Source organism: Bradyrhizobium sp. A11 (assembly GCF_042077125.1).
Classification (GTDB): domain Bacteria; phylum Pseudomonadota; class Alphaproteobacteria; order Rhizobiales; family Xanthobacteraceae; genus Bradyrhizobium; species Bradyrhizobium japonicum_B.
In genome coordinates this window covers 5387530-5410977 of record NZ_CP149509.1, presented here as the reverse complement: position 1 = coordinate 5410977, position 23448 = coordinate 5387530, and the positions used below count along the sequence as shown (strand labels likewise).

Genomic DNA, 23448 nt, shown 5'->3' with positions numbered 1-23448 from the left:
TGCGGCAGGCGGCGTGTTTCGCGCGATGATGGCGAGTTACTTCGAAGCGGTCTTGGTGTCCATGTTGACGACCTGGACGCGGCGGTTGACCGGATCGGCGCCGTTGGCGGTATCCTTCAGCTTGGTCTCGCCGTAGCCGACCGTGACGAGATCGTTGCCGTTGAGGCCGTAGTTCTGCACCAGGTACTTCTTGATGGTGTCGGCGCGCCGTTCGGAGAGGCCTTGATTGTACTGTTCGCCGCCGGTCGCGTCGGTGTGGCCGGCGACCACGAAGGTCGAGCCCTTCAGCGCCGGATCGGACAGCGCCTTGCCGAGCGCCTGCACCGAGGGCATCGAGGTCTTGGCGATATCGGCCGAGTTGTAGTCGAACTGGATTTCCAGGTCGATCTTCGGCTTGGTCGCCGCGAGCTCTGCGATCTGCTCGCGCTCGCCCGTCGAGAGCGACCGGGTCGAGCGGTTGCGCACCGTGTTCAGGAAGGTCGCTTCCTTGGCTTGCGCGGTCGTGTCGGTCTGCGGACCGACGGACAGGCCGCGGGTTGCCGGCTTGGGCTTCAGTGCATCCAGGATCTTGTCGGTGGAGACATTGCTGTCGCCGGCCAGAGCCAGGCCCGTCGTCATCGACAGGGCTGCGGAAAGAGCAATCGCCTTCAGTCCAAAGAATTTATCAAAACGGGTCATTGTCGTATCCTCGCTGTTACGCCTGATAGCGATTTGATGCTGCGAGCATAGGGCAGGTTCAAAGCCCCGGATGTGATCTTGGTCACGGTGGCCGACAGCGCTTCCAGGCCTGTTCTCGCGTATTTTCCGGCTGTCGGGCGGTGAACCGGCACGTTTCGCGGACCCTCCGGCAGCGGAGCCGATCGTCCCAATAGCAGTGGTCGCATTCTCCGCGGGACAGGTTCACACCGCGGCAGGCCCGGTATGATTGAAATCACGTTGAGGGCGCGGGCTCTTTGCCGGGAGACGGACTCCCGCAGTGGCCCGCCGGACCGGGCAATGTGCCTGAGCCGGAGGTCGCTACCGGCAGCCGCGGGGGGAGCGCCCAAAAGTCGCACGCTGACAGCGGGCTTGCGCTGCGGCGCAGCAACGAAAATGTCTTCTCCCTGCAAACTTGTCGCTAAAGAATGGCTATCGTGTTGACCGGCATGGCGCCGGTTCGCTCTACGGAGGAGACATTAGATGAAGATCTTGCTTTCGGTCGTTCTGCTCGCCGCGTTTTCGGCATCGCCGGCTTTCGCAGCCAAGATGCAGCCCTGCACGGGCGAAGCGATGGGCAAGTCGATCACCGCGATGGGAACGGTGGATTCGCCGGCCAAGCAGGCGATGGCGAAGGAAATGGCTTCGGCCAACTCCGAGATGAGCAAAGCCAATATGCGCGGCGCCTGCAAGCACTACATGAAGATGCAGAAGATGAGCGCCAAATAGTCGAGCGTTCGTTGACCGGCCGCGCTGCCAGTAGATGGCAGCGCGGTTTTCTTCGCCTCGATTGTTTGCCTGCGCGCGAATCTCGCTACATTGCATTCTGCAATGTCACGCACGCCCAAACCCCATCCCCTCACCACGAGACAGGCCCGGCAGATCTGGCTGCATGCCCAGCGGCTGGATGAGCGCACTCCGTTCGGCGAGGGAGCACAGGCCGTCGCGGATGCGGTCGCTCATCTCGGCTATGTGCAGATCGACACCATCAACGTCATCGAGCGCTGCCATCATCACATTCTGTTCAGCCGGATCCCGTCCTATCGCCGCGCCGATCTGCGCCATGCCCAGAGCGCCGACAGAAGCGTGTTCGAGTATTGGACCCACGCGCTCTCCTACGTGCCGACCGGCGACTTCCGTTTCTTCCTGCCGGCGATGCGCGAGCATCGGCGCGAGGGGCACAAATGGTTCGCCTCGGTGAAGCCCGCCGACATGCGCAAGGTGATGCGGCTGCTGCGGGCCGGTCCGCTGACCATCCGCGACATCGAGGATGACGTGCTCGTCGAGAAGGAGCATCTGTGGCAGAGCCGCAAGCCCTCCAAGCGGGCGTTGCAGCTGGCCTTCTATACCGGCGCCGTCACCATCAGCGAGCGGCAGGGCATGCTCAAGACCTACGAGCTGATGACGCGCCATTTCGGCTGGGACACGCTGCCAAGGCCTGCCTCGACAAGGGAGATCACGACCTATCTGCTCGACCGCGCGTTGCGGTCGCAAGGTGTGGTGAGCCTCGATTCGATCTGCCACCTCGACGCCCCGCGCAAGAAGGCGGTGGCCGGCCTGATCGCTTCCCGCGTCCGCCGCGGCGAGCTCGTGCCGGTCGCGCTCGACGGCGCCGGCAAGCAGGAGCATTGGGCGGCGCCGGCCGCGCTCGAGCCGAGCAGTGAGGCGGTCTCGCCCGATCTGGTCCATATCCTCTCGCCGTTCGATCCCCTGATCATCCAGCGCAAGCGAACCAATCTCATCTTCGGCTACAACCATCTGTTCGAGGCCTATGTGCCGAAGGCCAAGCGCAAGCTCGGCTATTTCGCGCTGCCCGTGCTGGTCGGCGACGAGATCGTCGCCGCGCTCGATCTCAAGACCGACCGGCAGGCCAAGAAGCTCCTGATGCAGAAATGGACCTGGGTCGGGCAGGGCAAGAAGACGGCGGGCCGCAAGGCGCTGAAGCAGCGGATCGAGGAGGAGCTCGATCGCTTCGAGCGTTTTCAGCTCTCGGAGTGAATTTGCAAAGCATCGGTCGCGTGGGGTGGGCAAAGGCGCGTTAGCGCCGTGCCCACCATCTGCTTGTGGTGGGCACGCTTTCGCCTTCGCTCTTCGAGCTACGGCGGACAAGTCGCTTTGCCCACCCAACGAGACCGCGCATCCCGACGAAACAATCGATCCAAACGCCGAACGCAATCCCCACAGCATACGCCGCCAGATTCCAGAGCGAGAAGATGCGGCCGAGCAACAAGGCGCCGGCGGTCGTCAGGCGGAATGCGTCGAGCCACGGCGCATGCACCAGGCGGGAGAATTCCACGGCGATCGCGATGATCGCCGTGAGCGCTGCAATCTGCGTCCGCGTGAGTCGCGGCAGCAAAACGCCGGCCAGCAGAAACACCATCGTGGCCCACAATAGCGAGCCGCCATACTTCACCACGAAAGCGGGGAGGCCGAGCGGAAAGCCGTACCAGCGCAACGACAGCCCGCAGGCGATGATGATGAGCGCGAGAGCGGCGCGGATCATCACCTTCTGCATCGGCGCAATGGCTTGATCCGGCTGCGTCCCGTGCATTGCTCGCTCCATTGACTCTTCGCCCGCGATGCTCAAAACCGCCCATCGACCCACAAAAGCAACAACCAAGGGGGAAGCCATGAGCCAGACCACCATCTATGCCGGTTCCGCCGGCGGCGCCAAGAACGTCAAGAGCGAAATCGAAACGTCGACGATCCGCGCCATTTCCTGGCGCCTGATTCCCTTTCTGGTGCTGGCCTACTTCTTCTCCTATCTCGACCGCGTCAATCTCGGCTTCGCCGCTTTGACCATGAACGCGGACCTGAAATTCACGCCGCTGATCTTCTCCTGGGGCGCCGGCATCTTCTTCATCGGCTATTTCATCTTCGAGGTTCCCAGCAACCTCGCGCTGGAGAAATTCGGCGCGAGCCGCTGGATCGCCCGCATCATGGTGACCTGGGGGATCATCTCGGCGCTGATGGCGATGGTCAGCGGAGTGACGAGCTTCTACGTCCTGCGCTTCCTGCTCGGCGTCGCCGAGGCCGGCTTCTTCCCCGGCATCATCCTCTATCTCACCTACTGGTATCCGGCCGAATATCGCGCCCGCTTCCTGGCGGCTTTCGCCATCGCGGTGCCGGTCTCGACCGTAATCGGTGCGCCGATCTCCGGCCTTTTGCTCGGACTCGACGGCCTGATGGGGTTGAAGGGCTGGCAGTGGCTGTTCATCATCGAGGGCATCCCCTCGGTGCTCCTCGGCATCGTCACCTGGTTCTATCTCACCGACAGGCCGGAGAAGGCGGACTGGCTGTCGGCCGAGCAGAAGGCCTGGCTCAAGGCGAAGCTCGATGCGGAGATCGCGGCCAAGCAGGCGGTGAAGCATGTCTCGCTCGGCGAAGCGCTGTCCTCGCCCAAGGTGATCGCGCTCAGCCTGATCTATTTCGGCTTCGTCGGGGCGCTCTATGGCATGCAGTTCTGGCTGCCGCAGATCGTCAAGGCGTTCGGGCTGACCAATGCGCAGACCGGTTTTGTCACCGCGATCCCGTACCTGTTCGGCACCATCGCCATGATCCTGTGGGCGCGGCACTCCGATGCGACGCGCGAGCGCGTCATGCATGTCGGCGCGCCGCTGCTGCTGACGGCGGTCGCGCTCGCTGTGTCGTCCTATCTCACCGATCCCACGGCGACGATGGTGGTGTTGACCGTCGCCGCGGTCGGCGTGTTCTGCTGCTTCGGCGTGTTCTGGACCCTGCCGACCGCCTGGCTGTCAGGCACCGCGGCCGCCGGCGCCATCGCCCTGATCAACTCGATCGGCAACCTCGCTGGCTTCGGCGGGCCGTATCTGATCGGCTGGGTCAAGGAAGCGACGGGCCAGACTTCGAATGGCCTGCTCGTGCTCGCCGTGCTGCCGCTGCTCGCCGGCATCCTGGTGTTTGTCGGTGGCCATGACAGCAAGCACGAGTTCGCCGGGCAGGGGCGGTAGAGGGGCTAATTGCGTGGGGTAGGCAAAGGCGCGCTCTTCGCGCGCCGTGCCCATCATCTTTCCCTAAGCTCGGTGTGTCCGGACAAGCTGCAACGCACAAGCGTTGCAGCGCCGAGCCGGGACCCAGAGACCACGAACCCGGGGCACGAGAGCGCGCGCGACTTTCGCCTCCCCTGTTACCATTCCAACCTCTCCTCACCACCCTTAACGATCACGCATTTCTGAAGACTGATGATTATTGACTTTCATCAGTGATTAGTCGACATTCCTCCCAATCGAGATGCAGGAGTGTCCTTCGATGTTCGTCCGGTTGGTTTTATCGAGCTATTCCAGGCTGTTGGCAGGCGTGGCGCTGGCCCTGATGGCCGCGACCCTGGCCGGGTGCAATGACACCGTTGCCGAGAAGGCCGAGCCGCCGCGGCCGGTCCTGGTCGCAACCGCGCATTATGATGCCGAGACCCCGGAGCGCAGCTTCGTCGGCACCGTCAGGCCGCGGATCGAGAGCGATCTCGGCTTCCGCGTTGCCGGCAAGGTTGCCAAGCGCCTCGTGGAGGTCGGCCAGACCGTCGAGGTCGGCCAGCCGCTCGCCACCCTCGACGAGGTCGATTTGAAGCTGCAGGCCGAGCAGGCGCTGGCGGAGCAGACCGCCGCCACCGGCGTGCTGGCCCAGGCCGCCGCCGCCGAGCAGCGTGCCAAGGATCTGAAGGCCAAGGGCTGGACCACGGACGCGCAGATGGATTCGAGCCGCGCCGCCGCGGACGAAGCCCGCGCCCGCCTGAACCGCGCCGAGCGCGCGCTCGAATTGAGCAAGAACTCACTTTCCTACGCGACGCTCGTTGCCGACGCCCGTGGCGTCGTCACCGCAACGCTGATCGAGCCCGGCCAGGTGGTTGCCGCGGGCCAGGCTTCGATCCGTGTCGCCCGCTTTGCCGAGAAGGAAGCGGTCGTCGCGATCCCTGAGACGCTGGTTGGACGTGCCAAGTCGGGCGTCGCCAGCGTCACTCTTTGGTCCGAGCCGGGCAAGAAGTACGCGGCCAAGCTGCGCGAGATCGCGCCGACGGCCGATCCGGCCACGCGCACCTATCTTGCGAAGTTCTCGCTGCCCGAGGCCGACGACAAGGTCTCGCTCGGCATGACCGCGACGCTGACGCTGTCGGACGCCGCGACCGAGCGCGTGGCGCGGCTGCCGCTGTCGGCGCTGTTCAACGAAGGCGGCAAGCCGTCCTTTTACGTCGTCGACGACAACGGCGCGCTCACCCTGAAGCCGGTGACGGTGAAGTCCTACGAGAGCAACGACGTCGTCATCACCGGCGGCGTGGAAGAGGGCGCCAAGATCGTCGCCCTCGGCGTGCAGAAGCTCGATCCGGGCCAGCGGGTGCGGGTCGTGTCGTCATTGAGTTTTTAGTTTGTCATTCCGGGGCGGTGCGGAGCACCGAGCCCGGAATCTCGAGATTCCGGGTTCGCCCTATGGGCGCCCCGGAATGACAAAGAGAAATTGAGTTTCGTCGTGCCAGGTGAGTTTCGGCCTTTGTCCCTAAGCAAAGGCTGAAGCGGCGAAGCGATCCAGAACCTGCCCAGCCCCCTGGATTGCTTCGCTGCCTCGCGACGACGGTTTGAACGGGATGGCTGTCGTGTCTTTGGTAATTGGATCGTCTTTTCGGAGAGAGCGATGAAGCGCTTCAACCTTTCGGCCTGGGCCGTCAGCCATCCGACGCTGGTTCTCTTCATGATGATCATTCTCGGCGTCGCCGGCTTCTTCTCCTATGAGAAGCTCGGCCGCGCCGAAGATCCGTTCTTCACGGTGAAGGTGGTCAACGTCTCCGTGATCTGGCCGGGCGCGACCGCGCAGGAGATGCAGACGCAGGTCGCCGATCCCATCGAGAAGAAGATCCAGGAGCTGCCCTATTTCGAGAAGGTGCAGACCTATTCCAAGCCCGCCTTCACCGCGCTCCAGGTCACCTTCCGCGACAACACCCCGCCGAAGGAAGTGCCTTATCTCTTCTATCTCCTGCGCAAGAAGCTGGTCGACGTGCAGGGCCAGCTGCCGTCGGGCATTCTGGGCCCCGTTGTCAACGACGAGTTCTCCGACGTCGATTCCATCCTCTACATGATGACCGGTGACGGCGCGGATTACGCCCAGCTCAAGAAGGTTTCGGAAGGCTTCCGTCAGCGCCTGCTCAAGGTGCCGGGGGTGACCAAGGTCGACGTCTACGGCAACCAGGACGAGCGCATCTTCGTCGAGTTCAGCCACGCCAAGCTCGCCACCCTCGGCATCACGCCGCAGGCGCTGTTCGATTCGCTCGCCAAGCAGAACAACGTCACCCCTGCCGGCACGGTCGAGACCTCCTCGCAGCGCGTGCCGCTGCGCGTCACCGGCGCGCTCGACGGTGCCAAGGCCGTGGCCGAAACGCCGGTCGAGAGCAACGGCCGCGTCTTCCGCTTGGGGGACATCGCCAACGTCACCCACGGCTATGTCGACCCGCCGAGTTTCGTCGTCCGCCAGGAAGGCAAGGCGGCGATCGGCATCGGCGTCGTCACCGCCAAGGGTGCCAACATCCTCGATCTCGGCAAGGAGGTCGAGAAGGCGACCGCCGACTTCATGAAGGCGGTGCCGCAGGGCATCGACGTCAAGCTGATCGCCGACCAGCCCAAGGTGGTCGAGCATGCCGTCGGCGAGTTCGTGCATTCCTTCATGGAAGCGCTCGTCATCGTGCTGTTCGTCTCGTTCCTGGCGCTGGGCTGGCGCACCGGCATCGTGGTCGCGCTGTCGGTGCCCCTGGTGCTCGGCATCGTCTTCATCGTCATGAACACGATGTCGCTCGACCTGCACCGCATCACGCTGGGCGCCCTGATCATCGCGCTCGGACTGCTCGTCGACGACGCCATCATCGCGGTCGAGATGATGGTGGTGAAGATGGAGCAGGGCTGGGACCGCATGCGTGCGGCATCCTTTGCCTGGGAATCTACTGCGTTTCCGATGCTCACGGGAACGCTGGTCACGGCCGCTGGCTTCCTCCCCATCGGCTTTGCCAATTCCGCGGTCGGCGAATATGCCGGCAGCATCTTCTGGATCGTGGCGATCGCGCTGGTCGCCTCCTGGTTCGTGGCGGTGATCTTCACGCCCTATATCGGCGTCAAGCTGCTGCCGGAGATGAAGGCGCACCACAACCACGATCCGCATGCGGTCTACGAGACCCGCATGTACCGCGGCCTGCGCGCCATCGTGAAATGGTGTGTCAACCACCGCATCACGGTAGTGGCAGCGACCGTCGGCGTCTTCGTCGCCTCCATCATCGGCTTCGGCCAGGTCCAGCAGCAGTTCTTTCCGCTGTCGGAGCGGCCCGAGCTGTTCTTCCAGCTGCGCCTGCCCGAGGGCACCGCCTTCAACGTCACCGAAAAAGCGGTGAAGAAGGCCGAGACGCTGCTCAAGGACGACAAGGACATCGAGACCTATACGTCCTATGTCGGCCAGGGCTCGCCGCGCTTCTGGCTCGGCCTCAACCCGCAGCTGCCGAACGAGGCCTTCGCCGAGATCGTCATCGTCGCCAAGGGCGTCGAGGCGCGCGAGCGCATCAAGGCCAAGATCGAGAACGCGGCTGCCGAGGGCTTCCTGTCCGAGGCGCGCGTGCGCGTCGACCGCTTCAATTTCGGTCCTCCGGTCGGTTTCCCCGTCCAGTTCCGCGTGATCGGCCCCGACGCCAACAAGGTGCGTGAGATCGCCTACCAGGTCCGCGACGTCATGCGCCAGAACAAGAGCGTCAAGGACGTCCAGCTCGACTGGAACGAGCAGTCGCCCTACCTCAAGCTCGTCGTCGATCAGGACCGCGCCCGTGCCATGGGCCTGACGCCGCAGGACGTCTCGCAGGCGCTGGCGATGCTGATCTCGGGCTCGCAGGTCACGACCGTGCGCGACGGCATCGAGAAGGTCGGCGTGGTCGCCCGTGCGGTCCCGTCCGAGCGCCTCGACCTCGGCGGCGTTGGCGACCTCACCATCACCTCGCGCAATGGCGTCGCCGTGCCGCTGCAGCAGATCGCCAAGATCGAGTACGCCCACGAGGAGCCGATCATGTGGCGGCGCAACCGCGACATGGCGATCACCGTGCGCTCCGACGTCGTCGACGGCGTGCAGGCGCCCGATGTCACCAACCAGATCACGCCGAAGCTGAAGCCGATCATGGATCACCTCGAGCCGGCCTACCGGATCGAGCCGGGCGGCGCCTTCGAGGAATCCGCCAAGGGCAACGCCTCGATCTTCATCCTCTTCCCGGTGATGGTCATGGTGATGCTGACGCTGCTGATGATCCAGCTGCAGAGCTTCTCGCGCCTGATCCTGGTGTTCCTGACCGCGCCGCTCGGCATCGTCGGCGCCTCGCTCGGCCTCAACGTCGCCAACGCCCCGTTCGGCTTCGTGGCGCTGCTCGGCCTGATCGCGCTCGCCGGCATGATCATGCGCAACACGGTCATCCTGGTCGACCAGATCGAGACCGACGTCTCCCACGGCCTGCCCCGGCGCGAGGCGATCGTGGAGGCCACCGTCCGCCGCGCCCGGCCCGTGGTGCTGACGGCGCTCGCCGCCATCCTCGCCATGATCCCGCTGTCGCGCTCGGCGTTCTGGGGTCCGATGGCGATCACCATCATGGGCGGCCTGTTCGTCGCGACCTTCCTCACGCTCCTGTATCTGCCGGGTCTCTACGCCCTGTGGTTCAGGAAGAGCCTGGACGAGGCAGGTATCCCCGAACGGCCTACCGCGCCGCAGCATGGGAGCGATGAGCATTCAGCTATTCCGCTTGCTGAAGCGGCTGAATAAGTGAGATGAAGTGCTGATCGATGAGTCCTGACTGATGGCCCTTATTTCGGAACATATCGAAGGCGACACCCGGGATCGTATCCTCGAGGTGGCCGAGCGGCTGTTCCGCCAGATCGGCTACCAGAAGACCACGGTGGGCGACATCGCCAAGGAGCTCCGGATGAGCCCCGCCAACGTTTATCGCTTCTTCGAATCGAAGAAGGCGATCCATCAGGCGGTGGCCCGCTCCCTGATGGGCGAGGTCGAGCTCGAAGCGCAGCGGATCGTGGCAAGGCCCGGCCCGGTGCCGGAACGCTTCCGCGAGCTCCTCACCACCATCCATCGCATGAATACCGAGCGCTATGTCGGCGACAACAAGCTGCACGAGATGGTCGAGATCGCGATGCAGGAGGACTGGGAGGTCTGCGTCAACCATATGGAGTGCATCGCCGGCGTCGTCGGCCAGATGATCGCGCAAGGCGTGGCCTCCGGCGAGTTCGAGACGAAGGACCTCCAGCTGGCCTCGCTGTGCGCCTGCACCGCGATGATGCGGTTCTTCCATCCCCAGATGATCGCCCAGTGCGCCACCAAGCCGGGCCCGAACATCGACCAGATGATCGATTTCGTCATCGCCGGTCTGTCGCCGCGCCACTGACGAGGCGGCGGGTTTCCCTCTATAAGCTCACCTGCCGTCATTCCGGGGCGCGCGTAGCGCGAACCCGGAATCTCGAGATTCCGGGTTCGATGCTTTGCATCGCCCCGGAATGACGGAGAGTGGAGAGCCAGCGTGACCGACAAAGACATTTACTTCTACGAGCCCTCCAAGGGCCATGGCCTCAAGCACGATCCCTTCAACGCCATCATCGCGCCGCGGCCGATCGGCTGGATCTCCTCCCGCGACAGCAAGGGCCACGTCAACCTCGCGCCCTACAGCTTCTTCAACGCCTTCTGCTACGTGCCGCCGATCATCGGCTTCTCCTCCACCAACTGGAAGGACACGGTGGAGAACATCCAGCAAACCGGCGAATTCGTCTGGAATCTCGCCACGATGGACCTTGCCAAGCACATGAATGCGACCGCTGCGCATGTCGCGCCCGAGGTCGACGAGTTCAAGCTCGCGGGGCTCACTGCCGTGCCCGGCAAGCTCGTCAACGTGCCGCGCGTCGGCGAAAGTCCGGTCGCCTTCGAATGCAAGGTGTCGGACATCATCCGCCTCAAGGGCGCCGACGGCAAGGAGGCCGACGCCTGGCTGACGTTAGGGGAGGTCGTCGCCGTGCACATCGACAAGGCCATGATCAAGGACGGCGTCTACCAGACCGCCGCCGCCCGCCCGATCGTCCGCGCCGGCCGCCGCGGCGATTATTTCGAGATCAAGCCGGAAAACATGTTCGAGATGGTGCGGCCGGACTAGGCCGCCCACCTCCGCTCCCTCCCACGTCATTCCGGGCTCGACGCTGCGCGTCGCCCCGGAATGACGCGGAGAGACATCTGGCCCCATTCCCTTCCCGGAACTGCCCCCACGCCCCGGCCGTTATGGTCCGTGGGGGCGGCCGCCCGGCCGCGTCAAATTTGCAGGCGAAGTCTTCACATCCGCCGGCCAGTTTCCGCTAAAATACCCGATAACCGCGCCGATGCATGAGGTCCGCCATGAGCTTCCGCCGCGACACCCTGACCAAGCCGATCTTCTCCTGGGCGCGCGGCGTGCTGCCGGCGATGTCCGACACCGAGCGCGAGGCGCTGGAGGCGGGCGACGTCTGGTGGGACGCCGATCTCTTCACGGGCAATCCCGATTGGTCGAAGCTGCTGAAAATTGCGCCAGCCAAATTGACCGAGGAGGAGCAGGCCTTTCTCAACGGTCCCGTCGACGAGCTCTGCGCCATGCTCGACGAGTGGAAGATTTTCTGGGAATGGCGGGACCTGCCGCAGGACGTCTGGCACTTCGTCAAGCGCGAGAAATTCTTCGGCATGATCATCCCGAAGGAGTTCGACGGCCTCGGCTTCTCGCCCTATGCCCATTCCGAGGTGGTGCGCAAGATCTCGACCCGTTCGATCGCAGCTGCGGTCACGGTGATGGTGCCGAACTCGCTGGGGCCCGGCGAGCTGTTGATGCGCTTCGGCACGAAGGAGCAGCAGCAGCGCTGGCTGCCGCGCCTCGCCGACGGCCGCGACATTCCCTGCTTCGGCCTCACCAGCCCGGAAGCCGGTTCCGATGCGGCCTCGATGGTCGACAGCGGCATCATCTGCAAGGGCGAGTTCGAGGGCCGCGAGGTGCTCGGGCTCAGGCTGAACTGGCATAAGCGCTACATCACGCTGGGCCCGGTCGCGACGCTGCTCGGCCTCGCCTTCAAGGCCTATGATCCCGATCATCTCGTCGGCCATCAGGAAGAGCTCGGCATCACCGTCGCGCTGATCCCGACCAATCTGCCCGGCGTCGAGATCGGCCAGCGCCATCTGCCGTCGATGCAGGTGTTCCAGAACGGCCCGAACCGCGGCCGCGACGTCTTCATTCCGCTCGACTATGTCATCGGCGGCCAGGCGCGACTGGGGCAGGGCTGGAAGATGCTGATGACCGCGCTTGCCGCCGGCCGCGGCATCTCGCTGCCGTCGCTCTCGGCCGCGGGTGCTGCCTATGCCGCGCGCACCACCGGCGCTTATGCCCGCATCCGCGAGCAGTTCGGCATCTCCATCTCCAAATTCGAAGGCGTCGAGGAGCCGCTCGCACGTATCGTCGCGACCGCCTACCAGCTCGACGCGGCGCGCCGGCTGACCTGTGCGGCGCTGAATGCCGGCGTCCATCCTGCCGTCATCTCCGGCATCATGAAGCTGCATGCGACCGAGCGGATGCGCACCGCGATCGACGATGCCATGGACATCCACGGCGGCAAGGCCGTCATCGACGGTCCGCAAAACTATCTCGGAAATCTGCACCGCGCCGTTCCTGTCGGGATCACGGTCGAGGGCGCCAACATCCTGACGCGCAATCTCATCGTGTTCGGGCAGGGCGCGATCCGCGCGCATCCCTATCTGCTCGACGAGATGAATGCACTCGCCGACACCGATCGCGAGCGTGGCCTCACTGCGTTCGACAAGGCCTTCTGGAAGCATGTCGGTCACAGTTTTCGGACGCTGTTTCGTGCCTTCGGCCGGAGCTGGACGTTCGGCGCCTTTGCGCTTGCCCCGGATGCGGGCGACGCCACGCCATTCTACCGCCAGCTCTCGCGCTATTCGGCGGCGTTTGCGCTCTGCGCCGACATGGCGCTGCTGACGCTCGGCGGCGCGCTCAAGCGCAAGGAGATGCTGTCGGCGCGCTTCGGCGACATCCTGTCCGAGCTGTATCTGCTCTCGGCGGCGTTGAAGCGCTGGCACGACGAGGGCCGGCAGAAGGAGGACTTTGCCGCGCTGGAATGGTGCATGGCGAGCGGCTTCAGGACCATCGAGAACCGCCTCGCCGAAATCCTCGCCAACCTGCCCAACCGTTTCGTCGCCGGCTTCCTCAAGCTCGTGGTCCAGCCGTTCGGCGCCCGCGTGCTCGGCCCGTCCGACCGCGTCGTGCACGAATGTGCGAGCCTGGTGCTGGAGCTCTCGGCCGCGCGCGAGCGCCTGACACCGGATCTGGCTTACGTCGATGACGACGGCGGCTTTGCCCGGCTGGAGCGTGCTTTCAAGCTGGTTACCGGCACTGAGGCTATCGCCAAGCGCATGCGCGCCGCGCATATCCGCGACTGGAAGGATGCCGTCAGCAGGGGCGTGATCACACAGGCCGAGGGCGAGCAACTGGCTGCTGCTCATGAAGCCGTCACAAAAGTGATCGAGGTCGACGATTTTGCGCCGGAGGCGCTGTCGCCGATTTACAAGAAAACCGTCAATGTGCATCAGTTCTTCCAGGAACTCGGTGAGCAGAGGGCGGCGGGCTGATGGCACGACCGGTATTCATTATCGACGGCAGCCGGACGCCGTTTCTGAAGGCGCGCTCGGGCCCCGGACCGTTCACGCCGGTCGATCTCGCCGTGCAATGCGGCCGGCCGCTGCTGGCGCGCCAGCCGTTTGCGCCCGATAGTTTCGACCAGGTCATTCTCGGCTGCGTCAACGTCATCGCGGACGAGATGAATCCAGCCCGGGTTGCCGCGCTCCGGCTCGGCATGGGCGAGGACATGGTCGCCTTCACCGTGCAGATCAATTGCGGCTCCGGCATGCAGTCGATCGACACCGCCTATCGCTACATTCGCGAGGGCCATGCCGACATGATCCTGGCGGGCGGCACCGAGGCGCTGAGCCACGCGCCGCTGGTCTGGCCCAATTCGGGCGTGCGCTGGTTCGCCGGCCTTGCCACCGCCAAGGGTGTGGCCGCGAAGCTCGCCTCGGCCTTCAAGCTCCGCCCCCGCGATCTCAAGCCGGTCATCGGCCTGGAGCGCGGGCTGACCGATCCGATCACCGATCTGAACATGGGCCAGACCGCCGAGGTCGTCGGCCATCTCTTCGGCATCACGCGCGCCCAGTCCGACGCCTACGCAGCCGAGAGCCATCGCCGGCTCGCGCAGGCGCAAGGCGCGGGCTATCTGAAAGGCGAGGTCGAGACGGCGTTCGCGCGCGACGGCAAGTTCTTCGACCATGACGATGGCGTGCGGCCGGACTCCACGGCGGAGACGCTCGCGAAACTCCGGCCAGTGTTCGAGCGGCCCTGGGGCCAGGTCACGGCCGGCAATTCCTCGCAGATCACCGACGGCGCCTCCTGGGTGATCCTGGCTTCCGACGCGGCGGTGGCAAAGCACAAGCTCACGCCGAAGGCCGCGATCGTCGACAGCCATTGGGCGGCGCTCGATCCTGGCATCATGGGGCTCGGGCCGGTGATGTCGGCGACGCCGCTGCTCCAGCGCAACGGCCTCACCATCAAGGACGTCGAGACCTGGGAGCTCAACGAAGCTTTCGCCACACAAGTGCTCGGCTGTCTCGCGGCCTGGAACGACGACAAATTCTGCCGCGAGATCCTCGGTCTCGACGGTGCGGCCGGTGAGATCGACCGCGACAAGCTCAACGTCGACGGTGGCGCCATCTCGCTCGGTCATCCCGTCGGCACCTCCGGCAACCGCATCGTGCTGCATCTCGTCAACGCGATGAAGCGGCTCGGCACGCGCCGTGGCGTCGCCACCGAATGCATCGGCGGCGGTCTTGGCGGAGCCATGCTGATCGAGGCGGTGTGACCATGGATTCCAAGATCATGACCGCGCTCGGCGACCGCGTCCTGGAGCTCGGGCCCCGACCCGCGCCGGACAGCCCGTACAAGCACCTCAAGCTGACGCGCGACGCCGACGGCGTCGCCTGGCTGCTGTTCGACCGCACCGACGCAAGTGCCAACACGCTGTCCTCCGACGTCATGGAGGAGTTCGACGCGGTGCTCGCGGCGATCGAGACCGAGCGTCCGGCTGGCCTGGTGATCCGCTCGGCAAAACCGTCGGGCTTCATTGCCGGCGCCGACGTCAACGAATTCCGCGGTGCCTCCGATGCCGGCATGGTCGAGACCCGTATCCGCGCCGCGCACGCCGTGGTCGATCATCTGGAGGCGTTGAAGCTGCCGACCGTCGCCGTGATCCACGGCTTCTGCCTTGGTGGCGGGCTCGAGGTTGCGCTGGCCTGCCAATCGCGCATCGCGATCGACGGCGCGCGCTTCGGCTTCCCGGAGGTGATGCTCGGTCTGCACCCCGGCCTCGGCGGCACCGCGCGGTTCACTGCGCTGGTCAATCCGACCCAGTCCATGGCCTTGATGCTGACTGGCCGCACCATCGATGCGCGCCGGGCCAAGGCGCTCGGCCTCGTCGATGCCGTCACGCAGGAGCGCCACGTCAGGGGCGCTGTGAAGGACGCTCTGTTCGGGCGGCTGAAGCGGGCCAAGCCCGGCCTGCTCGTGCGCGCCGCCAATCTCGGGCTGGTCCGCGGCCTGCTCGCCAAGCGCATGCGCTCGGAGGCGGCCAAGGCCGCCTCCCGCGAGCACTATCCCGCGCCTTACGCGCTGATCGACCTCTGGGAGACCCATGGCGGCAGCAAGGCCGCGATGCTGAGGGCGGAGCAGGCATCCTTCGCCAAGCTAATGGTGACGCCGACCGCGCAGAACCTGATCCGCGTGTTCTTCCTGCGCGAGCAGATGAAGAAGGCGGCGGGCAGCGGCAATACCATCGAGCATGTCCACGTCATCGGCGCCGGCGCCATGGGCGGCGATATCGCAGCTTGGGTAGCCGGGCAGGGGTTGCGGGTCTCGCTCGCCGACATGAAGGCCGAACCGATCGCGGGCGCGGTGAAGCGCGCTGCCGAACTCTACGGCAAGATCATCCGCAAGCCGATCGAGGTCCGCGACGCGCTCGATCGCCTCATCCCCGACATGAACGGGGACGGCGTGCGTAACGCCGATCTCATCATCGAGGCGGTCCCTGAAAAGCTCGAGCTGAAGCAGAAGGTCTATGCCGGGCTGGAGCCGCGGATGAAGCCGGGCGCAATCCTTGCCACCAATACGTCGAGCATTCCGCTCCAGGACCTGCGCACCACGCTGGCGCGGCCGGAGCGGCTGGTCGGCCTGCATTTCTTCAATCCGGTGTCGCGACTGCAACTGGTCGAAGTCGTCAGTCACGACGGCAACGAGGCGCAGATATTGAAGGACGCGCTCGCTTTCGTCGGTGCGATCGATCGCCTGCCGCTGTCTGTGAAGAGCTCGCCCGGCTTCCTCGTCAACCGCGCGCTGACCCCTTACATGCTGGAAGCGATGGTGATGCTGGACGAGAAGATCGACCAGCGCCTGATCGACGCCGCGGCCGAGCAGTTCGGCATGCCGATGGGACCGATCGAGCTCGCCGATCAGGTCGGGCTCGACATCTGCCTCGACGTCGGCGACATGCTGCGCACCAAGTTCGGCGATCTCTTGCCGCCGACGCCGGCCTGGCTGCGCGACAAGGTCGCCAGGGGCGAGCTCGGCCGCAAGACCGGCAAGGGCTTCTACACCTGGAAGGACGGCAAGGCGGAGAAGGCACCGCTCCCCGAGACCGGTCCGCGCGTCACCGACCAGATGATCGACCGCCTGGTGCTGCCCATGTCCAACGTCTGCGTTGCGGCCCTGCGCGAAGGCATCGTCGACGATGCCGACGCTGTCGACGGCGCCATGATCTTCGGCACGGGTTATGCACCGTTCCGCGGCGGTCCGCTGAACTATGCGCGCACGCGTGGTGTGGAGAATGTCGTATCCACCTTGCGCGGGCTCGCCGAGAGGTTCGGCGAACGGTTCGCGCCCGATCCGGGCTGGGACGGTTTCAAGTGAGAGAGAAATGAACGAGCAGGCGACTACCGGGCCGCGCGGCGATCTCTGCATCCGCACGCTGGCGATGCCGGCCGACACCAACGCCAACGGCGACATCTTCGGCGGATGGCTGCTGAGCCAGATGGACGTCGGCGGCGGCGTGTTTGCCTCGAAGGTCGCGAAGTCGCGGACAGTGACGGTCGCGATCGAGGCGATGAATTTTCGCAAGGCGGTCTATGTCGGCGATCTCGTCTCGGTCTATGCAAATCTCGTCCGCGTCGGACGGACCTCCCTCACCGCGCATCTGGAAGCCTGGGCGCTGCGGCGCGGCGAGGAGCATCCTTTCCGCGTCACCGACGGCAATTTCACCTACGTCTCGATCGACGAGCACGGCCGTCCGCAAGCGGTTCGCGCGACCGACGCGACGATCGCGACGTAATCGCGCGCGACGCGCTGCCTCATCTCGCGAACGTGTGCCCGCGGTCAAACGCGGCGCCTGTAAGTCATGTTCGTCGCGGCTTCGCCAAGAACCAGTCATAAAACGGATGAGGTCCCGGCGTACTCAATTGCGTGTCGATTCGGGGTGGAAACGGCCTCAAATGCCTGGGGAACCTTTGGGCAGGAGCACCGTTATTTGCCCGCACTGAGGAATCCACGGACCATGCCGGACAGCTACATTATCGAAGTCGATTCGCAGACCGCAGGTATCGTCGTTCGTTCTCAGGGAGGCTACTGCTTCTTCGCCTCATCCCACCGCTTCAATCGCCTCGAAGGCCAGCTTTTTCGCAACGCCCGCGAAGCCGAGCGCGCCGCGCGCAAGCTGGTGAACGGCGATGTGAAGGAAGCGGCGTAACGTCATTCCGGGGCGCGCGTAGCGCGAACTACGGTGCGCAATTGCGCACCTGAGAATCTATCATGCTGCAGAAATTGCCGACCAATGGATTCCGGGCCCGCGCCTTTCGGCGCGTCCCGGAATGACGTCTTCGATCACAGCTTCGTCGCCGCCCGCGACAGCAGCTTCCACTCGTCGCCCTGCTTCTGCCAGTTCATCAGGATGTGAAGATTGGTCGATACTTTCTTCCCGTCGGCCGCCATTTCCTGTTCCCCCAGCCAACGATGGCGGCGGGGCCGACGACCTTGATGGTCGGGTCCTTGTATTCGATCGAGAGGAATTTCGATTTGCCGTCGGTGGCGTTGGCGATGAAGGTCGCCTTGTCCTCGACCTTGCCGCTGGAATGGCTGTAGCTGAGATCGTCCCAGCACAGCGCGCCGAGCGCCTTCCCGTCGGCCGCGATCTGGGCGAGGCGGAAGGCCTCGACCTTCTTCGCCACCGCCTCTTCGTCTGCCGAGGCGGCGAGCGCCGGTGCCGTGAGCGCAAGCGCGGAGACGGCGAGAGTCGAGAGAGCAAGGTCGCGTCGGTTGATCATCGTTTCCTCCTTTTTGGTCTTGCAAGGAGTGTTGCAGCCGCGCGCGGCTTTGTCGAGTGGCGCATCGTCGTCATGTCGATGCATCATTGCGCGTTCGAGCCCGTATTGATACGTCTTCCGCATTGATGCGTCGCGGACTTGGAAAGTAGGGAAATGATCGAGGCAATCGGCAGGGCGTTGTTGTTCGACATCGACGGCACGCTCGCCAACACCGACCCGCTGCATCTCAAGGCCTTCAACCAGGTGCTGGGGCCGCACGGCCATGTGTTCGACCACGCGCGGTTCTCCAGGGAGCTGCAGGGCTTCGCCAATGTCTCGATCGGCGACCGCTTTCTGCCCGACGAAACGCCGGCGCGGCGCGCCGCGATTCTCGCCGAGAAGGAGGAGATCTTCCGCACGCTCGTGGCCGGACAGGTCGAACCGTTGCCGGGTCTGATGGCGCTGCTCGACCGCGCGGACGCCGCCGGCGTTCCCATGGTCGCCGTCACCAATGCGCCGCGTCTCAACGCCGAGCTGCTGCTGTCGGGCCTCGGCATCACCGAGCGGTTCAAGGCGATCGTGATCGGCGACGAATTGCCCTACGGCAAGCCGCATCCGCTGCCTTATCAGGAAGGGCTGCGCTTCGTCGGGGGCAGTGCCGCATCCTCGGTTGCGTTCGAGGATTCCCGCACCGGCGTGCAATCGGCGGCCGCCGCCGGCATTCCAACGATCGGAATCCGGACCAGCCTCAGCCATGACGATCTTGTCGGTGCCGGCGCCGTTGCCTCTGCAAGCGCCTTCGACGACCCGGATCTGCTCGCGCGCCTTGCCGCCGCCATGGCATGGTGAGCACCGCCTCGTCCGTTAACCGTGATCGGCGTGCGCATTGACCGCAGGCGCGAACCGCCGCACCATGCAGCTTCCTGATGTGAGGCCCTTGCCGTGACCGGACTGACCCATCGCCAAGCCGAAATCCTCAACATCGCGCGCGCCTCGGGCCGCGTCATGGTCGAGGAGCTCGCGCGCCGCTTCGAGGTCTCGGCGCAGACCATCCGCAAGGATCTCAACGATCTCTGCGAGCGGAGATCGCTGACCCGCATCCATGGCGGCGCCATCATCGCCTCCGGCGTCGAGAACCTCGCCTACGAGGCGCGCCGCTTCGTTGCCGCCGACGAGAAGAAGGCAATCGGAGCCGCAGCCGCCTCGCTAATCCCGAACGGCTGCTCGCTCTTCATCAATATCGGCACCACGACGGAGGAGGTCGCGAGCGCCTTGACCTCGCACGAGGATCTCCTCGTCATCACCAACAATCTCAACGTCGCGATGCTGCTCTACCGCCATCCCCGCATCGAGGTCGTGGTCGCCGGCGGCACGGTGCGGCGCGCCGACGGCGCCGTGGTCGGCTCGACCGCGACGCAGCTGATCGGCCAGTTCAAGGTCGATTACGCCATCATCGGCGCGTCCGCGATCGACGAGGAGGGCGCGCTGCTCGACTTCGACTATCGCGAGGTGCAGGTTGCGCAGGCCATCATCGCCAATGCCCGCAGCGTCATGCTGGTCGCCGATTCCACCAAGCTGCGCCGCAGCGCGCCGGTGCGCATCGCCCATATCACCCAGATCCAGACCTTCGTCACCGACCAGGAGCTTCCCGAACGCCTCGCCACCATCTGTCACAGCAAGGGCATCGAAGTGGTGGAAGCGCTGCCGAAGGGCGCGGACATCGACGATGCGCCGGCCGAGGTGCAGGACGCGGCTCCGGAAGCCGCGCCGGTGGTGCGGCTGAGATAGATCCTAGACGTCGTCCCACGGATTGAGCAGCGCCACGCCCGTGGATTCGAAATCCCCCACATTGCGCGTAACGATCGTCAGGCTGTGAACAAGTGCGGTCGCCGCGATGAGCGCGTCGCGCTCGGCGCGTGGGTTGGGAACGTGAAGTTGTGCACAGCGCTGCGCCACGGCCGTATCGATGGCGAGGATCCGGCCGTCGAAACGAGCCAGGATGTGATTGTCGATCCAATTGCGCAGCACGGCACCTTGCGTCGTGTCCTTGCGCTGGATCAGTCGTGCGCCAACCTCAATTTCAAGGATCGAGATCGCGGATATGAAGAAGCTCGCTGCGGGGATTGTATTGGCCCAGGCAACGACATTGCGGTGAGCCTTGTCAGGTCGCCTCAATGCGGAAATCACGTTGGTGTCCAGCAGAAACATCAGTCGAGATCTACGGCCTTGAAGGTTCCTCCGGTCATGCGCGGCGGATCAAAATCAAAGTCCGCGTCCGCCTGCGCCAGAGCTTCGGCAAGGCTCATGTGCCCACCGGTCAGGCGCAAATAATCCTCGATCGTTAGCAGGACATGGGCCGGGCGGCCGCGATCCGTAATGAAGACCGGCCCGTGCGAAGCCGCCTTCTTGGCGCCGCTGGTATCGTGATTGAATTCTCTGCTGGTCAGAGTGGTCGCCATCGCTTGTCACCTCTCGGTCGGAACGATGCCTAATGCTACTTTGATATGTAGGTACGTTGCTACATTCAAGTCGGTGACAGTTCTGGACTGCCGATTTCTTCATCGCATTGCTCACGGAAAAAGTTCTGCTTTCACTTCCTTTCGCTTCTCTTTCGTCTTGCTTTCGTTTTACGGTGTGATCTAATCAAAATCGAAAGTAGCCGCTCGAAGGAACGGGCGGTCGTCGGGGGATGCGTCTGTTGGAGCGTATTTTCGACCTCGCCATCATCGGAGGCGGTGTGAATGGCTGCGGTATCGCGCGCGACGCGGTCGGCCGCGGCAATACCGTTTTCCTGTGCGAAATGAACGATTTGGCGAGCGGGACATCGTCCTGGTCGACCAAGCTGGTGCATGGCGGCCTGCGCTATCTCGAATATTACGAGTTTCGCCTGGTCCGCGAGGCCCTGATCGAGCGCGAGGTTCTCTGGGGCATCGCCCCCCACATCATCCGCCCCCTCCGTTTCGTTTTGCCGCATCATGCCGGCCTGCGGCCCGCCTGGCTGCTGCGCCTCGGCCTCTTCCTCTATGATCACATTGGCGGCCGCCATCTGTTGCCGGCGACCCGCTCGGTCGATCTGGGGCGTGACGAGGTCGGCAAGCCGCTGATCCCGAATCGCTACAGCCGCGCCTTCGAATATTCGGATTGCTTCGTCGATGACGCCCGTCTCGTCGTGCTCAACGCGCGCGATGCCGCCGACAAGGGCGCCGAGATTCGCACCCGCACCCGCGCCACCGAAATCCGCCAGTCCGATGGCCTCTGGACCGTCGGCATGGTCAACACGCTGACCGGCGAGCGCTCGCAGATCCAGGCGAAGGCGCTGATCAATGCCGGCGGCCCCTGGGTCGAGGACGTGCTCGGCCGCGGCGCCGGCGTCAACGCCAAGGCCAAAGTGCGCCTGGTGCAGGGCTCGCACATCGTGGTCAGGAAGCTCTACGACCACGACCGCGCCTACATGTTCCAGAACGCCGACGGCCGCATCATCTTCGTGATCCCGTACCAGGACGACTTCACGCTGATCGGCACCACGGACCGCGACTATGACGGCGATCCTGCCAAGGTGAAGGCGACGACCGAGGAGATCCAGTATCTCTGCACGGCGGCGAGCGAGTATCTGGCCAAGCCCGTCATGCCGGATGACGTGGTCTGGACCTATTCCGGCGTGCGCCCGCTCTATGACGACGGTGCCAGCGAGGCCAAGGCCGCCACCCGCGACTACGTGTTCGAGCTCGACACGCCCGGCGGAGTGCCGCTGCTGTCGATCTATGGCGGCAAGATCACGACCTATCGCCGCCTCGCCGAAGAGGCGCTTGAGCGGCTCGCGCCTTATTTGCGCAGCGCGAAGGCGCGCGAGGGCTGGACCGGGAAATCGCCGCTGCCCGGCGGTGACATGAACGTGTCCGATATCGACGGGCTGATCGCCGAGCTCCAGCGTGGCTATCCTTTCCTCAGCCACGAGCATGCGCGGCGGCTCGCGCGCGCCTATGGCACGAGGGCCGTCAAGCTGCTCGGCGAGGCGAAATCGGCCGCCGATCTCGGCCAGTCCTTTGGCGCAACGCTGACCGAGCGCGAGGTTCGCTACCTCATGGCCAATGAATGGGCCGTCACCGCCGAGGACGTGGTGTGGCGCCGTTCCAAGCTCGGCCTGCGACTATCTGCCGACGAGATCGGCGCGCTTGACGACTGGATCAGGACCCACGCCGTGCCGCAAAGTCCCCTGCTGGAAGCGGGAGGACGCTCATGACCGTGACACTCGACCACGTGACCCGGACCGTCGATGGAATCCCCCACATCCGCGACGTCTCGCTGACGTTCGAGAGCGGCACGCTGAACGTGCTGCTCGGGCCGACGCTGTCGGGCAAGACCTCGATCATGCGGTTGCTCGCCGGTCTCGACAAGCCGACCACGGGCAAGGTGGTGGTGAACGGCAAGGACGTCACCGGCGCCGACGTGCGCCGGCGTTCGGTCGCCATGGTCTACCAGCAGTTCATCAACTACCCCTCGCTCACGGTCTATGAGAACATCGCTTCGCCCCTGCGCGTGCAGGGCAAGCCCCGCGATGAGATCGAGGCGCGGGTGGCGGAGGCCGCAAAGCTGCTGCGGCTCGAGCCGTTCCTGAAGCGCACCCCGCTGCAGCTTTCCGGCGGCCAGCAGCAACGTACCGCGATCGCGCGCGCCCTGGTCAAGGGCGCCGATCTCGTGCTGCTCGACGAGCCACTCGCCAATCTCGACTACAAGCTCCGCGAGGAGCTGCGCGCCGAGCTGCCGCGCATCTTCGAAGCCTCGGGCGCGATCTTCGTCTATGCCACCACCGAGCCGACCGAGGCGCTGCTGCTCGGCGGCAACACGGTGTGCATGTGGGAAGGCCAGGCGCTGCAGATGGGCGAGACGACCAATGTCTATCGCCGGCCGCAGACGCTGCGCGTCGCGCAGGTGTTCTCCGATCCGCCGCTCAACCTCGTCGGCATCGAGAAGAAGAACGGGCAGGTCGCATATGCCGGCGGCACGGCTTCGCCGGCCTCCGGTCTTTATTCAGGCCTCGCCGACGGGGCCTATCGCGTCGGCTTCCGCGCGCATCAGCTTGCGCTCGCCAATGGCGAGGCCGATCGCCATGCGTTCCACGCCACTGTCACGGTGACCGAGATCACCGGTTCGGAGAGTTTCGTGCATCTGACCCGCGACGGATCGAACTGGGTGGCGGTGCTGCATGGCGTGCACGAATTCGAGCCCGGCCAGACGCTCGACGCCGTGCTCGATCCCAACGATGTCTTCGTGTTCGACGCGGCGGACCGCCTCGTCGCGGCACCGAGCTCCTGA

General features: G+C 64.9%; 20 protein-coding genes and 1 pseudogene. 16 read left to right on the top strand and 5 right to left on the bottom strand.

Annotated elements, in window-relative coordinates; all coding sequences use genetic code 11:
- Positions 1-36 precede the first annotated feature (36 nt).
- Complete coding sequence (locus WI560_RS25445) at positions 37-678, bottom strand: OmpA family protein (protein ID WP_375305383.1); 642 nt, start codon at positions 676-678, stop codon at positions 37-39.
- A gap of 501 nt (positions 679-1179) precedes the next feature.
- On the opposite strand from WI560_RS25445, the gene WI560_RS25440 reads away from it, so the two are divergent.
- Both WI560_RS25440 and WI560_RS25435 read left to right on the top strand, forming a co-directional pair.
- Complete coding sequence (locus WI560_RS25440) at positions 1180-1425, top strand: hypothetical protein (protein ID WP_028134798.1); 246 nt, start codon at positions 1180-1182, stop codon at positions 1423-1425.
- 102 nt (positions 1426-1527) lie between these two features.
- Entirely contained in the window at positions 1528-2694 is a 1167-nt protein-coding gene (locus tag WI560_RS25435; RefSeq protein ID WP_375305382.1) for a winged helix-turn-helix domain-containing protein, read from the top strand.
- Between the two features lie 40 nt (positions 2695-2734).
- Here WI560_RS25435 and WI560_RS25430 read toward each other — a convergent pair whose 3' ends face one another.
- Complete coding sequence (locus WI560_RS25430; RefSeq protein ID WP_375308907.1) at positions 2735-3247, bottom strand: DUF2809 domain-containing protein; 513 nt, start codon at positions 3245-3247, stop codon at positions 2735-2737.
- A 79-nt stretch (positions 3248-3326) separates the two neighbouring features.
- Here WI560_RS25430 and WI560_RS25425 point away from each other — a divergent pair, with 79 nt between their 5' ends.
- The 10 genes from WI560_RS25425 (at position 3327) to WI560_RS25380 (ending at position 17582) form a co-directional block, all read left to right on the top strand.
- Positions 3327-4667, top strand: a complete 1341-nt coding sequence (locus tag WI560_RS25425) for an MFS transporter (protein WP_375305381.1) — start codon at positions 3327-3329, stop codon at positions 4665-4667.
- A 298-nt stretch (positions 4668-4965) separates the two neighbouring features.
- The gene (locus WI560_RS25420; RefSeq protein WP_375305380.1) at positions 4966-6072 is read left to right on the top strand and encodes an efflux RND transporter periplasmic adaptor subunit; all 1107 of its coding nucleotides are present in this window, start codon (positions 4966-4968) and stop codon (positions 6070-6072) included.
- Positions 6073-6336: 264 nt separating this feature from the next.
- Positions 6337-9474, top strand: a complete 3138-nt coding sequence (locus WI560_RS25415; RefSeq protein ID WP_375305379.1) for an efflux RND transporter permease subunit — start codon at positions 6337-6339, stop codon at positions 9472-9474.
- A 34-nt stretch (positions 9475-9508) separates the two neighbouring features.
- Complete coding sequence (locus WI560_RS25410; protein ID WP_257176189.1) at positions 9509-10108, top strand: TetR/AcrR family transcriptional regulator; 600 nt, start codon at positions 9509-9511, stop codon at positions 10106-10108.
- Positions 10109-10240: 132 nt separating this feature from the next.
- The gene (locus WI560_RS25405) at positions 10241-10864 is read left to right on the top strand and encodes a flavin reductase family protein (RefSeq protein ID WP_028134805.1); all 624 of its coding nucleotides are present in this window, start codon (positions 10241-10243) and stop codon (positions 10862-10864) included.
- 236 nt (positions 10865-11100) lie between these two features.
- Positions 11101-13368, top strand: a complete 2268-nt coding sequence (locus tag WI560_RS25400; protein ID WP_375305378.1) for an acyl-CoA dehydrogenase — start codon at positions 11101-11103, stop codon at positions 13366-13368.
- Positions 13368-14651, top strand: a complete 1284-nt coding sequence (locus tag WI560_RS25395) for an acetyl-CoA C-acetyltransferase (protein ID WP_375305377.1) — start codon at positions 13368-13370, stop codon at positions 14649-14651. The genes WI560_RS25400 and WI560_RS25395 overlap by 1 nt, the downstream gene beginning before the upstream one ends.
- A 2-nt stretch (positions 14652-14653) precedes the next feature.
- Positions 14654-16750 carry a 3-hydroxyacyl-CoA dehydrogenase NAD-binding domain-containing protein gene (locus WI560_RS25390; protein ID WP_375305376.1) on the top strand — a complete coding sequence of 699 codons (2097 nt, stop codon included), beginning with the start codon at positions 14654-14656 and terminating at the stop codon, positions 16748-16750.
- Between the two features lie 7 nt (positions 16751-16757).
- Positions 16758-17168 carry an acyl-CoA thioesterase gene (locus WI560_RS25385; protein WP_375305375.1) on the top strand — a complete coding sequence of 137 codons (411 nt, stop codon included), beginning with the start codon at positions 16758-16760 and terminating at the stop codon, positions 17166-17168.
- Between the two features lie 222 nt (positions 17169-17390).
- Positions 17391-17582, top strand: a complete 192-nt coding sequence (locus WI560_RS25380; protein WP_028134810.1) for a hypothetical protein — start codon at positions 17391-17393, stop codon at positions 17580-17582.
- A gap of 134 nt (positions 17583-17716) precedes the next feature.
- Here WI560_RS25380 and WI560_RS25375 read toward each other — a convergent pair.
- Positions 17717-18156, bottom strand: a pseudogene (locus tag WI560_RS25375) (nuclear transport factor 2 family protein).
- Between the two features lie 153 nt (positions 18157-18309).
- On the opposite strand from WI560_RS25375, the gene WI560_RS25370 reads away from it, so the two are divergent.
- Complete coding sequence (locus WI560_RS25370; protein WP_257176182.1) at positions 18310-18984, top strand: HAD family phosphatase; 675 nt, start codon at positions 18310-18312, stop codon at positions 18982-18984.
- Between the two features lie 93 nt (positions 18985-19077).
- On the top strand, positions 19078-19923 hold the full coding sequence (locus tag WI560_RS25365; RefSeq protein WP_128924068.1) for a DeoR/GlpR family DNA-binding transcription regulator: 846 nt from the start codon (positions 19078-19080) through the stop codon (positions 19921-19923).
- A gap of 3 nt (positions 19924-19926) precedes the next feature.
- On the opposite strand, the gene WI560_RS25360 is transcribed toward WI560_RS25365, so the two are convergent.
- Both WI560_RS25360 and WI560_RS25355 read right to left on the bottom strand, forming a co-directional pair.
- Complete coding sequence (locus tag WI560_RS25360; protein ID WP_375305374.1) at positions 19927-20343, bottom strand: type II toxin-antitoxin system VapC family toxin; 417 nt, start codon at positions 20341-20343, stop codon at positions 19927-19929.
- Positions 20343-20594: a type II toxin-antitoxin system prevent-host-death family antitoxin gene (locus tag WI560_RS25355; RefSeq protein ID WP_375305373.1), complete on the bottom strand. Its 252-nt coding sequence runs from the start codon at positions 20592-20594 to the stop codon at positions 20343-20345. Before WI560_RS25355 ends, WI560_RS25360 begins: the two co-directional genes overlap by 1 nt.
- Before the next feature lie 230 nt (positions 20595-20824).
- Between WI560_RS25355 and glpD the strand changes: the two genes are divergently transcribed.
- Both glpD and WI560_RS25345 read left to right on the top strand, forming a co-directional pair.
- On the top strand, positions 20825-22375 hold the full coding sequence (gene glpD, locus WI560_RS25350) for a glycerol-3-phosphate dehydrogenase (RefSeq protein ID WP_375305372.1): 1551 nt from the start codon (positions 20825-20827) through the stop codon (positions 22373-22375).
- A complete protein-coding gene (locus WI560_RS25345) occupies positions 22372-23448 on the top strand; it encodes an ABC transporter ATP-binding protein (RefSeq protein ID WP_028134817.1) in 1077 nt (358 codons plus the stop codon). Before glpD ends, WI560_RS25345 begins: the two co-directional genes overlap by 4 nt.